This is a genomic window from Mycolicibacterium palauense (assembly GCF_002592005.1).
Classification (GTDB): domain Bacteria; phylum Actinomycetota; class Actinomycetes; order Mycobacteriales; family Mycobacteriaceae; genus Mycobacterium; species Mycobacterium palauense.
In genome coordinates this window covers 16,795-30,638 of sequence record NZ_NVQF01000072.1, presented here as the reverse complement: position 1 = coordinate 30,638, position 13,844 = coordinate 16,795, and the positions used below count along the sequence as shown (strand labels likewise).

The following is a 13,844-nucleotide window of genomic DNA, read 5'->3' as shown; positions in this document are numbered from 1 at the left end:
CAGATCCAGGCCGCACCGATGCCCGGCGCGCAGGCCGAGCCCAGCGACGTGGCCCCGCCGCCCGCACCGAATCCGATGGACGTTCTCGGCGCACTGCCCTGACGGGGGTCGCCACGCGTGCGGGCCGCTCCGTCTGTGACAGTGGCGTTCGAGCCGCCTTTCACGCGCCGGACCCCCTTCGGGCGGACTCCCCGCGCGGCGGGCACGGCCACGACGTCCTCGATACGGAGAATCCATGACACAGCCCCGGCCGGCACCGCCGCCCCGGTGACCGCCAACTGGTTCACCGGCGACCGATCCGGCCTGCGCCTGCCCGCCGACACGACCGCCCTGCGCGACGGCGGCCCCGCCCTACTCACCCGGGCCCTTCGCGAATTCGGTGTCCTGGGCGAGGACAACGCCGTCACGCGGATCGACCGCGTGCAGGAGGTCACGGGCGGGAGCACCGGGCGCAAGGCCCTCCTGGACCTGACCTATGCGGCCCCTCGGCCCGGGCTGTGCGGCGCGCTGTTCGTCAAGTTCTCCCGCGACTTCACCGACCCGCAGCGTGATCGGGGCCGAACCCAGATGGGTTCGGAGGTCCGCTTCGCCGCCCTGTCGGTGGCCTCGGGCTTCCCGATCGCGGTCCCCCGCGCCCATTTCGCCGACTACCAGGGCGAAACCGGCAGCGCCATCCTCATCAGTGAGCGAATCACCTACGGAGAAAACGGGATCGAACCGCACTATCCGAAGTGCCTGGACTACGAGATGCCCGGCCCGGTCGAGCACTACCGATCGATCATCACCGCGCTCGCGCGCCTGGCCGGCGCCCACCGTGGTGGGCGGCTGCCGACGGCACTCACCGGGCAGTTCCCGGTCGATCTGCAGAGCGCGACCGTCGGGGAGGCGCCGGTGCTCACCCCGGAGCGCCTCGAGCGGAAACTGGTTCGGCTCGCCGAGTTCGCCGAGGCCCATCCCGGGCTGCTGCCCGCCCAGGTCCGTGCGCCGGGGTTCCTCGCGCGACTTCGCCGGGAGGCCCCCCGTGTGCTGCGGCACCGGCAGGCGATCTGGGATCACCTCGCCGCGGCCGAGGAGTACATCGCGCTGAGCCACTGGAACGCCAACGTCGACAACGCATGGTTCTGGACCGACGAGGCCGGCGCCCTGCGGTGCGGTTTGATGGACTGGGGCTGCGTCAGTCAGATGAATGTGGCGATGGCGCTCTGGGGCGCGATGTGTGCGGCCGAGAACGCGCTGTGGGAACGCCATTTCGGCGAGCTGGTCACGGTGTTCTGCACCCAGGCCGCCGCCGCCGGCGGCCCGACGCTGGACCCCGCGGCGCTGGCGCGGCAGGTGCTGCTCTACGCGTCGCTGATGGGAACCACCTGGCTGCTGGATGTGCCGTCGAGGGTGCGGGCCGCCGTCCCCGATGCGGGGACACACACCGACCGGAAGGACCCCCGCATCAGGGGCGACGAAGGCGTGCGCGCGCCGCTGCAGATGTTGACCAATCTGCTCTGTCTGTGGGAGTCCGCGGATCTCGGGGCGGCGCTGGCCGGGCTGGGCGACTGACCCGGTGCATCGATCCGGTCGGGGTGCCGCTAGGCCGGGGCCGGCGTCCGCCGAGCCGCCCGCACCAGCAGCAGTGCCGCCGCCACCCAGGCGGTGACGGGCAGCCAGGTCAGAGCCGGCGCCGAGCCCTGGCCGAGATCGCCGGTTACAACCGCGATGCGGGCCACGGCCGCCGCGGCCATCACCGAGTACATGGCGCCGACGGTTCTGCCCTCGCTGCCGGCGTGCCCGAGCCGCAGGGCCGTGGCGACCGCGCTCATCGTCACCGCGCCCCATGCGGCCCCGCACACGAACTGGGCCGCGACCAGGGTGACGATGCCGGCGGCCAATTCGGCGACCCCCGCCGCTGCGGCGGCGAGCACCGCTCCGGCGGCCATCACGGCGACACCGCCGAACCGCTTCGTCAGCAGCGACGCCGGCAGCATCGCCACCGAAAAGCCCATCCAGAACAGCGCCACCAGGTCCTCGACCCGGTCGGGCGGTGCGAAACGGCCGAACAGCGGTCCGGAGTTGATGAAGAAATGCACCTGATAGGCCAGCGCGAGCAGCAGGATCGCGCCGAGGAACGACAGGAACGGCGCCACCCGAAGCCTGGCCGCGGGTGGGCGCTCGGTGGGCGCGGAGCGCGCGAGCGTCTTCTCCGCCCACACGATCGAGGCCGTCACCACCACGACCGACACGGCCGAGGCGGCGAACATGATGCGCGGGTCGACGCCGGTGACCCAGCCGGCCAGGAAGGGCGCCAGCGCCGTCGAGATGCCGATACCGAGCAGGAACAACGAGGCGACACGGGGCTGCCCGTCGGGCGGGGTGTACCGGCCGAGCAGCTTCAGCGGCGGCGCGCGCAGGGCCGACGACGTCACCGCCCAGATCATCGTCAGCGTCAGGAACACCCCCGGGCCCGCGGTGGTGACGAACGGCAGCAACAGAAACGCCAGCGCGGACAGGGCGGTGATTCCCGCGACGATCGTCCCCAGCTTGCCGAGCACCTCGGCGACACGGTCGGAGGCCAGGCCGGCGGCCCAGTCGCAGACGACGAAGACCACCTGGTCCATCAACAGAATCCACGGCACCGCGCCGGTGCCGATGCCGGCCTGGGCCGCCAGCTGCGGCAGGAAGATGACGTAGATGACCCAACTGAGGTTGAAAAACAGTTGCAGTACACCGAAATACAGCCCGACTCGGGTCGAGGTCGTGCGCGGCGTCGGTTCGTCCTCGACGCGATGAGGCCCGCCGTCGTTCGTCACGTCAGGTCCAACCGCCCGCTCCTTCTCGGAGTCCACCCGGTCCCGCGGCGCGGTCTCGGCGCCTGCGTGGATTCTAGGTGGGTTTGACCGGGGGCGCGGCTGCTCGCGACGGGCACGATCGCCGCCCGCATTCGGTCGACATTCAGTAGAGCAGCGGTATGGCCGCCAGGTAGATGGCGAGCAGGGCGCCGCCTTCCCACTGGCTCAGCCGCTGCCCGTTGACGGCCAGTAGCCACGCCAGGCCGGTGACGGCGATCGCCAGCACGGCGGCCAGGACGGTGACCGTGGACAGCACGACCGGAGTGGTGGCGACGAGTGCGGTGATGCCACCCACGGCCAGGAAGTTGAAGACGTTGCTGCCGAACAGGTTGCCGGCCACGAGGTCGGCCTCGTTGCGGCGGGCCGCCTGCAGGACCGTGATGAGCTCCGGGATCGAGGTGCCCAGTGCGACCAGGGTGAGCCCGGAGAACTCCGCGGGAATCCCCAGGGAGTCCGCGACGCCCAGGGCGCCGACCAACAACAGCTGGGCCCCGCCGACCGTCCCGGCCAGGCCGAGCACCGTGCGCGGGACCTCGAAGCTCAATCGGTGGGTCCGGCCGCCTTCGAACACCTCGGCCACATCCGGTACGACCGTATCGTCGGGGGTGGTGATCGCGCGCCAGGCGAACAGGACGACACCCACCAGCAGCGCGACGCCGGTCACGGGGCCCAGACCGAGATACAGCGCACCGAGAAAGGCGCCGGCGGCCACGATCGCCAGCGGCGCCTCCCGGCGGAGCACCCGCCTGTTGACCCGCAGCGGCCGGTACAGACAAACCGCGCCGAGCACCAGCGTCAGGTTGGCGATGCTCGAGCCCAGGATGTTGCCGATCGCCACGTCGGGTTCGCCGCCGGCGGCCGCCAATCCGGAGGTCATCATCTCCGGGGCGCTGGTGCCGAATCCGAGGACCAGCACACCCACGGCGACGGGCGCCATCCGCGCCACGATCGCCAGCCGGCTCGCCCCGATCACGAGCTGATCCGACGCGACGGCCAGCACCACCGCGCCGGCCACGATGAAGAGAACGTCGAATGCCATCCGGTCTTCGAGGCTACGGGCGCGGCGCAGGGCGTGCTCGGGAAGGGCTGGTCACCGCGGGCCGCTCCGGAGGTTCACGGGCACACCCGACGACGAATAACAGCGGCGAATTTCGGGACGGCAGGAAACCGCGGTGGTGTGCGGTGGTGTGCGGTGGTGTGCTTTGTCGGCGTCGCCGGTCCGGCGCCGTTACTGGGGTCGCGCGGGTTGCAGAACGCTCTGGTTGATTCTGCACCGACGTTGGTCCGGGTCATTGTTGGGCATCCGGAAGTTCGGATTGCCCTCCCGAATGGTGAGCGCCTCCTGATACAACTCGATGCACGGCTTGGGTGCCGTGGGTTCGGGCGTATCGGGCGAAACAGTCTGAATGGCCCACACCGAAATCAGGGGTGCCACCAAAGCGAGAACAAGGGGCGCGACTATCCACTTCAGGTACCGCGAGAGCTCGCCGCGGTCACCGTGTGTGGCCGTGTCATTTGTGGCCGTGTCGGATGCGTCCTGGGCCCTGTTCACCTCGGCGGCGGGCAGGACAAACGCATACAGGATCAGGAATATCCCGATCAACAGACTCATCGTGACCAGGGACAGCGCAACGGCGCCGTCCCACCTGGCACTCCACAGGAACCTCCAGAACCGCAGCAACAGATAGAGGTTCAGAAGGCAGACAAGTGCACCGAGCAGCAGGGGAAACAATGCCAAGGGGTGGAGCCCGGGGCGTTTTTTCTCCACAACCGCCTCGTCGGGTGCCCCCGTTTCCCCCTCGGTGTTTCCACCAGCATTCAGGTCATCGGGAACGTCGTTGCCTGTATAGCTGTGGTCCGACACGCGCCGATCATTTCACTCAGTCCGGCGCATGTCAGCGGAATCGCCGAGCCCGGGCCGGTGCGTCATTTCCTCGGTCCGGCCGAATATGCGGCGTATTTGTGGGATCGAAATGGTGATTCAATGCGGGCCGCTCGAATTCATCGGATTTCTAGGAGACCCGGGTCCAGGGTTGGCAGTTCGCCGTCCTGAACGCGACGACCGTCGCCGGGACGGTGGCATAGACGGGCCCCAGCGAGGAGTTGGCGTCGACGAGGTCGCCGTCGCCGGCCGCCGGTGTGCTGTGGGTCGACCACGAGCAGAACGAGATCGGTGACACGTCGCCGAACACCAGGATGAGTGGGGTGGACGGGCCCTGCGAGCGGTAGGTGCCGGGTTCGATGTCGACGCCCACGCGAAAAACCCCGTTGCCGGGGATCTGGGCGGCCGGTTCCGCGCGGACGGGTGCGGCCAGCGCGGTCGCCGCTACGGCGGCGATCACCACCGCCGGGACGTGCGGGCCGATTCTTGGACGCATGTCGTGCCTCCGCGGCAATCCCAATCAGTGACAAAGCCAGTCACAAAGCCAGTCACTAAGCCAGTCACTAAGCCAGTCACGAAGCCAGTCACGAAGCCAGTCACGAAGCCAGTCACGAAGCCAGTCACGAAGCCAGTCACGAAGCCAGAGACAAAGCTTATGCCTCCGCCCGTCCGGGCACGCCGAGACGGCCGAAGCCGCCACCCGGTTCGCCGAGGCAACGAGCCCGTCCGGCGCAGTCAGCGGGTGGCGATCACCGTCACCGTGTTGTCCTCACCGTTGGCGACGAAGACGGTATGGCTGCCCGGATCGACCGCCACCCCACGCGAGGTGCGGCCGATGTCGACGATGGCGGTGACCGCGAGGGTGACACCGTCCATGACGTCGACGCTGACGTCACCCTGGCTGGCGACGTAGACGGTGTGGGTGCCCGGATCCACCGCGACCCGGGCCCCGTAACTGCCGATGTCGACGATGGTGGAGACCATGTTCGTCGCCGCGTCGATCACCGACATCCGCAGGTCCACGCCGTCGGTGACGTAGATGCGGCGAGAGCCCGGATCCACCGCCACGTCCAGCGGATTCCTGTTCGCGCCGACGTCCACCACCGCGGTGACCGCCCGGGCGGAAGTGTCGATCGCCGAGACGGTGTTGTCGTTGTGGTTGGTGACGTAGACGGTGTGGGTCTCGGGGTCCACGGCCACACCGGTCGGGGCCGCACCCACGTCGACGGTCGCCGACACCGTGGGGGTGGAGGCATCGCCGGCCGCGTCGATGACCGAGACGGTGTTGTCGTCGTGATTGGTGACGTAGACGGTGCGGGCCTCGGGGTCCACGGCCACACCGGTCGGGGCCGCACCCACGTCGACGGTCGCCGACACCGTCGGGGTGGAGGCATCGCCGGCCGCGTCGATGACCGAGACGGTGTTGTCGTCGTGATTGGTGACGTAGACGGTGCGGGCCTCGGGGTCCACGGCCACACCGGTCGGGCCCGCACCCACGTTCACCGTCGCCGACACCCGGAATGACCCCGAGCCCGGCCGGTCGTCGCGGATGAAGACCGTCGCCGATACCGCGGCGACGGCGACCGCGGCCACCCCTGCCACCACGACCGCCGCAACCAGCAGCGCTGGAGCGCGCCGCCCACCGCGTGGTGTCTGGCCCGGCTCGTGGTCCGCGATTCGCCCGGCACCCCCGGTGTCCACGGCCGGGCTCGAGGCGGTGGTGACCGGTGTGGTGGTCGACGTCGCCAGGCGGTGAATACTCCGGTCGCCAGGGCGGCGGCCAACGCCAGCCACAACAGCGCCGAGATGACCGCGAAGAAGTACATCAGCCAGTTGCTGATCTGCACCACGCCGGGAACCCAGCCGGCAAGGCGGGTCAGAATCGAGTAGAGGTGTTCGGTGTCGCGGTGGACGTCGCAGTCCTCGGAGTAGCAGTCGAGTACCGTCGCTCCGAGAAGTCCGGCCGACGACCAGAACAGCACGTGCAGCCACGCCTGAAGCGTGCTCAGGCGGGGCCGCCGGGAATCCTGCAACCGAGCCTGGAACAGGGCCAACGCAGTGGTGACGGCCACTCCCACGTAGAGCACCGGCAGGGCCGCCGTCAGGCTCACCGCCATCCAGCCCAACGGCAGGCCGAACGCCATCCGGCCCGCCAACACCCACACCGGCATCACGATGCTCATCGGCACGATGAGCGCGTAGACCCCGTTGCGAAACGACGTCACGGTCGAGAACGCCCGGCGCTGGCGTGCATCTGTGGTCCACCGTGCGGGGCGGGCATCAGCAAACCACGAGCGCCACAGGGGTTCTCATCCGCGCCTGCCCGGGCCCGCCGGCGCCGCTAGGGCGTCCAGATCAGCAGATCCTGCATGCCGTTGTTCATGGTCACCGTCGTCGGCGGTGGACCCGTGACATCGAAGTGGATCTTGCCCGTGGACTGGGCACCCTCGGGGATGGTCGCGCCGCTGATGTTGACGGGGCTGGCGACCTCCCACAGCACCCGGTAGGCGGCCTCATTGGGTGCGACGGCGTTGAACTGGGATATCGCGGGGGTGACGCTGCCCCGGATCGCGTTGACGGTGGCGGTGGCCTCCCAGAGCTGGCCCGCCACGGGGTAACCGGGCATCACATCCGAGCTGGGTTGGAGGTCGCTGACCGTCCAGCCGAGGACGACCTGACCGACGCTGTCGGTCATCGTCAATTCACTGCCGAGCCTGCCCAGGATCGGATACGTCGCCGACGCGATCGGCGCACTGGCGACGCCGAGGCCCAGCACGATCAGTGTTGCCAGTACCGTACGAATGGTGGTGGTGATCTTCATCGCTGTCCCCCTGCCCCGCGCGGAACGGCCCGCGGAATCTCTGATCTCTTCTCGATACGTTGCAGGAGTCGACAACATAAGTCACCTAGGGCCCGAGCTGCGATGACCTAAGTCCCGGACCGGGTCGGCCGACCGGGCGCTCAGGTTGCGGTCCGGATGACGAACGAGTCCGTGCTCTCGTCGTACTCCACCGTTTCGTCCACGAACAGCTCTCCGAGCAGGTGGCCGTCGTCGGCCACCGCGACGAAGGTGGCCTCCTCCTCGTCGTAGCTCACCGCCCCCTGGACGAACATCGCCGCGATCTCGCGCCCGTCGGCCGCGAAGACGACGAGCTTCAGGCCACCGGCGTCCTTGACAGCCTGCGCCACTTCCCCACGAGTCATGATCATCGTCGGGATTCCTCTCCTCCGGTCCCCTGAACTTCAGGAGAGCACCCCCAGGGGCGGTCGTCAAATGGGTTGACCCGGAACTCCTTGGACGCTCATGCCGCGATCGGGCCCGCCGGGAACGGCGAATCCAAGGCCCAGACCCGCTCGGTCGCGCGCAGTAGGGTCGGCGACATGTCTTCGCGGACTGTGCCGGCCGTTCGGTGCCGGCGGTGACGGTGACCCACGGGCTGGGCCGGGCGATCCGCCGGGCCGCGGACCCGGTCGCCGCCGCCTACCGCCGGACGGGGGCCGACGTGCCGTTCGGCGACCCGTTGCCGTCGCACGGCTGCGAGATGGAGGGGTGGTTCTGGCGCGTCACCGATCCGGCCTCCGGACGTGTGGTGGTGCTGCTCTGCGGTGTGAACCGCCATCCCGCCGGGGACTGGTCCACGGTTGCCGTGGCCCTGCATCCCGGTGGCACGGTGCGGTCCGCCGCGCTGGACGGGGCCCGGGCGGACCGGACCGAGTTCTCCGTCACCGCCGGATCGGGGTCGGATGTCTTCGAGGCCACCGCGGACCGGGTGCGGCTGGAGCTCGGCGACGTCCGGGTCCGGTTGCGGTTCAGCGAGCCCTACCACTGGCCCAAGGCGTTGGGCGGCGGCGGCCTCTTCTCGTCGGTGCCGTTCCTCAACCAGTACTGGCATCCCTACCGGCTGAGCGGAAAGGCCACCGGCTCAGTCAGTTTCGGCACCGAGAGCTGGCCCTTCGGCGAGGGTCGCCTCTACGCGGAGCGCAACTGGGGTGCCGGATTCCCCGAGCGCTGGTGGTGGGGCCAGGCCCATGACTTCGACGCTGCCGAGGTGGCTGCCGATGTGGCTGCTGATGTGGCGGCCGATGTGTCGGTGGCGTTCTCCGGCGGGACCCTGCGGCTCGGGCCGCTCGGGCGCGATGTCTGCGGGGTGGTGGCGCGGGTCGGTGACCGGGTGATCCGCGTCGCGCCGCCGGCGAGGGTGCGCGCGACGGTGGGCCAGGGACGGTGGCGCATCCACGCCCGGTCGCTGCGCTACCGGATCGACCTGGACGGCGACGGCGCCGGGCTGGAACCGCACGTACTGCCGGTGCCGCTGCCGTCCGAGCGCCGTAACGTCGACACCGATTTCGAACATCTGGCCGGCCGCCTGCACTGTGTCGTCCGGGAGTTCGGCCGGGTCGTGTTCGACGGCACCTCCGCGATGGCCGGCCTGGAGGTCGGGAGCCTGCCCGGTCGGACGTAGCGCGGCCGGGCGGCGGGGCGCGGGCCGCTACTCGGCGTCGCTCATCGCCTCGAGCCGTTGGCTCACCCGGGCCAGCGCCTCATCGAGGACCTGCACCTTCTCGCCGCGTTTCTCGTTGGCCGGCTGCGCGGTCCCGCGGGCGCCCTCGGCCTCGACTCGGGCGGCGCCCTGGCGCCGCAAAAGGCTGAAGTTCTTCTCGCGGGCCTGACGCAGCCGGGTCTGTAGGTCCTTGAGCTGCTTGGCGTCCATGCGAGCCAGGGCCTCGGGATGGCTCTCGCCGATCAAGGAGTCTTCTTGGTTCGTCAGGTTCACATGGTGGTTGCTCACCGTTGATTCATAGCCTGTGCGCGGCGTACAGGTGCGACGAATCGCCGGATGCCCTTCCGAGCCGTCACCTGCGGGCCACACCACGTTCATTCCTGGCGGGGCGCGGCGCCTCCCGCTCGAATGGGTGCCGGCAACACGGGTCGACCCGAAATGCCGGGGCGCGAGCGGCCCGCGACGAGCCACTGACTGAGCGTTTTCAGCAAACTCATTCATGCCACTCGTCATGGACAAATCGGCCGCACAGTGCAATCAAGGATACGGGAGCCTACGGTCGACGCCCCTCGAGGGATGGCTCGCGGAGGCCCCGCTGGACGGCTACGCCCATCCCGGGGATCTCCACGCGCCCGAACCGGGACTTCCATCGCCCGTGAATACGAATGTTCATCTTGTGCAGCGATATTAATGCCTGACAACACGGGTGGAAGGTGATCGGTATGCGTCCTCAAGCCGAACGAACTCTCATGATCTGCTGAATAGAAAGGCTGAAATCGGCGCGGGTCCGGCCGGGCTGATAGAAGTGGACACCTGCGGCCCGGCAGTTCGGCGCCGGGCGCTCGGGTCGGAGGAATTCATGAAATCAGCAAAGCTCTCGTCGCGCGCTGCCGCCGCGACCGTCGTGGTGGGGCTAGGGGTGGCGCTGGCCAGCGCACCGATTGCCGCGGCCGATGCCACCGGGACCGGTTCGTCGTCGGCGAACTCGACGTCTGGTGCGCCGGGAACGTCGAAGGCAGCCGCGTCGGATTCCGCCCCGACCCGGTCCGGGGGCTCCGCCAAGACCACAGCGGCGAGCGCGAGTTCGGCCGAGGGGTCACCCGATGGCGACGCACGGGAGACCGACGCACACGGGCCGGCATCCCGCGTCGCCGACTCCGCGGGGGACGAAGCCGCATCGGCCGACACCGACGCCGACGCCGACACCGACGCGAGCGCCGACGCCCGGAACGACGCCGAGGACGCGGATACGACCGGCCAGGCTGACGAGGCGGACGGGTCCGACACCGACGAGACCACCACGGCGAGCACCGAAGACACCTCCGAGAGCGAAGCCGGCCACGCCGACGAGAACGCCGACGGGAACGCCGACGGGAACGCCGACGGGGACGCTGAGGAGCAGGCCGCCGCACCCGCGACGACGGAACCCGACACGTCCGCGTCCGTCGACGCGACACCCGACGCCGCGGGCAGCGGATCGGCGGAACCTGCCGACACCTCGACCGACACAACCTCTGCCGGCGCCGCACCGCATGCAGCCGGGCATGCGTCGGGCACGGATACCCCGGCAGCTTCGGACGCCACTGGCGTGATCGACGTCGCCAGCGCCCCCGCCACACTCGATGAGCAGAGCGGCCCCGCCCCGGAGGTGGTCGCCACCGTGGTCACACCCAGCGTTCAGGTCGCCGCGCACACCGGCGCACCGCACGCCGACGCCGCGGTGGTCGCGACCCCGGCCCAGCCGCCGGCCGACCGGCCGGCCCCCGGTGGCCTCCTGCGCGCCGCCACCGGCCTGCTCACCTCGGTGCTGTCAGCGTTGAGCACGCCGCTGACCAACACCTCGCCGCTGACCAACACGGTCGGGTCGCCGATGGAATGGCTACTGGCGGCCGCGGCGCGCCGCGAGGTGGGCGGTGCTCTCACCGGTGACGAGCCTCCCACGCGGTTCAGCGTCGCCGCGGCGCCGGTCACCTCCACCAGCCTGGTCGCGACGACCGCCACCCCGCTTCGCGACCTGATCAGACTGACCGTGACGACGCTGCTGAGCCCGGTGCGGACCCTGCTGGTGGATCTCGGCGTGCTCCCCGCCAGCCGCGAGGACAATTTCCCCGGCTCGTGCGTGGATTCGGTGTGCACCTCCAGCTCGGACATTCCCGTGCCGCAGCCCCAGGTCCAGACCACTTTCGTCAACCTGACCGGCAGGACGCTCACGCTGACCGACCTCTCGACCTATGACCCGCTGGCCTTCGGACCGCAGAACGGCTACGTCCTGCAGAGTGGGCGCCAGGTCGAGATGGGGTTCTACAAGAACAACGACGACGACACCTCCAGCCGGGCCACCATGACGTGGTCGGACGGCACCACGTCGTTCGACGTGTACGTGAACTTCCAGGGCGCCTACATCACGCCGTCCAACAACAACCTGCAGGCCGATGTGTTCAGCACGCCGACTCCGGTCACCGGCTCACCCACGGCCGAGGTGTCCCAGACCGTCGTCTTCCTGCCGAAGGCCGGTACCACCATCACCATCGACCCCAGCGACGCCGTCGGGCAGGCGATCGCCGCCATGACCATGTGCGGCAACCGCGGCACCTGCACGCAGGAGGCCGTCGGCGAGAAGATCGTCTATACCGACTTCACGAACGTCGGCAACACCGTCTTCAACTACGGAACGGTGAACTCGACCAACACCTACGAGGTCATCCACGAGGCGGTCAAGACCAACGGGATCGAGCAGAACCTGAAACTGGCCGCCGGCGGCTCCCTGAAGTTCACCCTGGGTCCGCTGAACTTCGAGACCGAGATCAGTGCGGTCCTGCAGGGCAAGTACGGGCACAGCTGGAGCAGCGGCGTCATCACCAAGCAGGGTGCGACCGTGACGGTGGCGCCGGGCAAGTACGGCCAGATCCAGCTGTCCTACGCCGAGTATCACGACACGGTCGACATGACGCTGACCGACAGGGACGTGACCATCGTGATTCCCGACATCACCTACGTCAGCCCGGTTCCCGAGGACGCCAAGAACCCCGACGGTTCGCCGGTGGCCCCGCCGATCTGGAAGACCGTCGACTACGACATCGGCACCGGTCCGGATCCCTACCCCAACTCGACCTCCAATCCGGCGACGCCGGTGAACACCTCACCGCCGGTGAGCAACCCGACACCGCCCGACATCGAGGCGCCCACGCCGGCAGCGGATCCCACGCCCCGCAAGCTCGGCCGGATCCTCGGGGACTTCGTGGTCAACGAGACGCGGGCGATCCTGAGCCTGCCCGTCGTGCTGCTCAGCGGTGATTCCTCGCGGCAGCTGTCCACCCGTGGTTTCGAGGTCGTCAACCTCACCCCGTACCCGCAGAAGCTCATCGCGATCGGCGGCGAGATCGAGGAGGACGAATCCCCGACCGAGGGCTATGTCCTGCAGCCCTACCAGATGGTGCGCATCGAGGTCGACTACGCCGCCTACGGCGGCCAGGAGGCCGAGGTGCAGTGGCAGCGCGACGGCGACACCTCGGCGACAGTGAGCAAGGCGATCCTGAAGAACTTCCCCGACGGCGGTTCGGCCGTGCAGTGCAAGACCGCGGCGTGCATGGACGGCGGTGAGGACCAGCCGAATTCCGCGGAGGTCATGTACATCATCCAGCCCAGCGTCAGCACGTTCGATCTGAGCTCGGACCCGAATCTGGCCTCGGCGGCCGTCGATGCGGCCTGCTACTACGACTCGGCGGGGCGCACCCCGGGCTCGTGCAGCGCCAACGTCACCGGCCAGAGCTACTACACCGAGCCGGTGGTCGCGCCCAGCGCCTACAACTACAACGCCTCCTCGCAGGAGTCCTCGTTCTACTACACCCTGATCACCTACAAGTCGCAGAAGGACAGCTGGACTGCCGGCGGCGGCATCAAGATCAAGGAGAAGTCGAGCCTGTTCGTGGGTCAGCAGATCGAGTTCGAGGCGACCACCCTCTACAGCGGTTCGGTGCAGGAGAAGGACTCCGAATCGACCACGGTCAAGCAGAACGTGCCCCCGGACTCCACCGGCACGATGTCCAAGGGCGACGCCTTGCTGCGCACCTACGGCGACTTCATCGTCAACCTGCCCAACAGCACGCTGATCGTCCGCGACCAGTGGCTGGAGAACCCGTCCGGGCTGGCGGCGCTGGGGCCGGTGGTGAGCCTGACCGACTACCCGGGTCCGCCCCAGCTCGGGTGAACCAACCTGCGGACCGACCCGTCGTCCCCGCCGTCCCCGCCGTCGTAGTGGGGGCGACGACATCCGCAACATGGCCGTTCTGCCGCTAGTGGAAATCGTGTCCGCGGATTCGGTCCCGTGCTTAACATTCGACGATGAACACCACCCGTTGCCGCTGGGCCGGGAGCCTCACGCTGGTCGCACTGGCGGTGATCGGCGTTGCGGCTGCGCCGGCTGGCCTTGCCCAGGACGACCCGTGCGCGTGGAACGTCGCCTCCATGGAATGCATGATGTCGCAGTCCGGCGGGTTCCCGGGCTCAGGGTTCCCGAGCGGGCCAGCCCAGCAGGGCTACCAACCCGGTGATCTCGTGATCCCGGCGACCGGTGGACCACCGCAGGTTGCCGTTGCCCCGGCGCCTCCCGGCGGCCCGGTGGTC

Annotated in this window: 12 protein-coding genes; 3 read left to right on the top strand and 9 right to left on the bottom strand. The window is 69.2% G+C overall.

The window, feature by feature from the left end:
- The first annotated feature begins 267 nt into the window (after positions 1 to 267).
- On the top strand, positions 268 to 1,551 hold the full coding sequence (locus CSR00_RS22815) for a hypothetical protein (protein WP_099024701.1): 1,284 nt from the start codon (positions 268 to 270) through the stop codon (positions 1,549 to 1,551).
- Between the two features lie 29 nt (positions 1,552 to 1,580).
- Here the strand turns inward: CSR00_RS22815 and CSR00_RS22810 are convergent, their stop codons facing one another.
- From CSR00_RS22810 to CSR00_RS22780, 8 genes are all read right to left on the bottom strand, one after another.
- A complete protein-coding gene (locus tag CSR00_RS22810; RefSeq protein WP_099024700.1) occupies positions 1,581 to 2,798 on the bottom strand; it encodes an MFS transporter in 1,218 nt (405 codons plus the stop codon).
- A 142-nt stretch (positions 2,799 to 2,940) separates the two neighbouring features.
- Positions 2,941 to 3,876, bottom strand: a complete 936-nt coding sequence (locus CSR00_RS22805) for a sodium:calcium antiporter (protein ID WP_099024699.1) — start codon at positions 3,874 to 3,876, stop codon at positions 2,941 to 2,943.
- A 189-nt stretch (positions 3,877 to 4,065) separates the two neighbouring features.
- Entirely contained in the window at positions 4,066 to 4,701 is a 636-nt protein-coding gene (locus CSR00_RS22800; RefSeq protein WP_141564443.1) for a hypothetical protein, read from the bottom strand.
- 148 nt (positions 4,702 to 4,849) lie between these two features.
- Positions 4,850 to 5,215 carry an Rv1352/Rv1906c domain-containing protein gene (locus CSR00_RS22795; RefSeq protein ID WP_099024697.1) on the bottom strand — a complete coding sequence of 122 codons (366 nt, stop codon included), beginning with the start codon at positions 5,213 to 5,215 and terminating at the stop codon, positions 4,850 to 4,852.
- A 239-nt stretch (positions 5,216 to 5,454) separates the two neighbouring features.
- A complete protein-coding gene (locus CSR00_RS30775; protein WP_176562206.1) occupies positions 5,455 to 6,312 on the bottom strand; it encodes a beta-propeller fold lactonase family protein in 858 nt (285 codons plus the stop codon).
- Positions 6,219 to 6,944 (bottom strand): hypothetical protein, encoded by a 726-nt coding sequence (locus tag CSR00_RS30770; protein WP_176562205.1) that lies wholly within the window; start codon positions 6,942 to 6,944, stop codon positions 6,219 to 6,221. Before CSR00_RS30770 ends, CSR00_RS30775 begins: the two co-directional genes overlap by 94 nt.
- Positions 6,945 to 7,060: 116 nt before the next feature.
- On the bottom strand, positions 7,061 to 7,540 hold the full coding sequence (locus CSR00_RS22785; RefSeq protein ID WP_099024695.1) for an MPT63 family protein: 480 nt from the start codon (positions 7,538 to 7,540) through the stop codon (positions 7,061 to 7,063).
- Positions 7,541 to 7,680: 140 nt separating this feature from the next.
- Positions 7,681 to 7,929, bottom strand: coding sequence for a hypothetical protein (locus CSR00_RS22780; protein WP_099024694.1), 249 nt, complete (start codon positions 7,927 to 7,929; stop codon positions 7,681 to 7,683).
- Positions 7,930 to 8,144: 215 nt separating this feature from the next.
- Here CSR00_RS22780 and CSR00_RS22775 point away from each other — a divergent pair, with 215 nt between their 5' ends.
- Positions 8,145 to 9,182 (top strand): tocopherol cyclase family protein, encoded by a 1,038-nt coding sequence (locus CSR00_RS22775; protein WP_245906422.1) that lies wholly within the window; start codon positions 8,145 to 8,147, stop codon positions 9,180 to 9,182.
- Between the two features lie 27 nt (positions 9,183 to 9,209).
- Here CSR00_RS22775 and CSR00_RS22770 read toward each other — a convergent pair whose 3' ends face one another.
- Entirely contained in the window at positions 9,210 to 9,509 is a 300-nt protein-coding gene (locus CSR00_RS22770) for a hypothetical protein (protein ID WP_099024693.1), read from the bottom strand.
- A gap of 571 nt (positions 9,510 to 10,080) precedes the next feature.
- Here CSR00_RS22770 and CSR00_RS22765 point away from each other — a divergent pair.
- On the top strand, positions 10,081 to 13,428 hold the full coding sequence (locus CSR00_RS22765; RefSeq protein ID WP_141564442.1) for a ribonuclease E domain-containing protein: 3,348 nt from the start codon (positions 10,081 to 10,083) through the stop codon (positions 13,426 to 13,428).
- Positions 13,429 to 13,844: the final 416 nt, after the last annotated feature.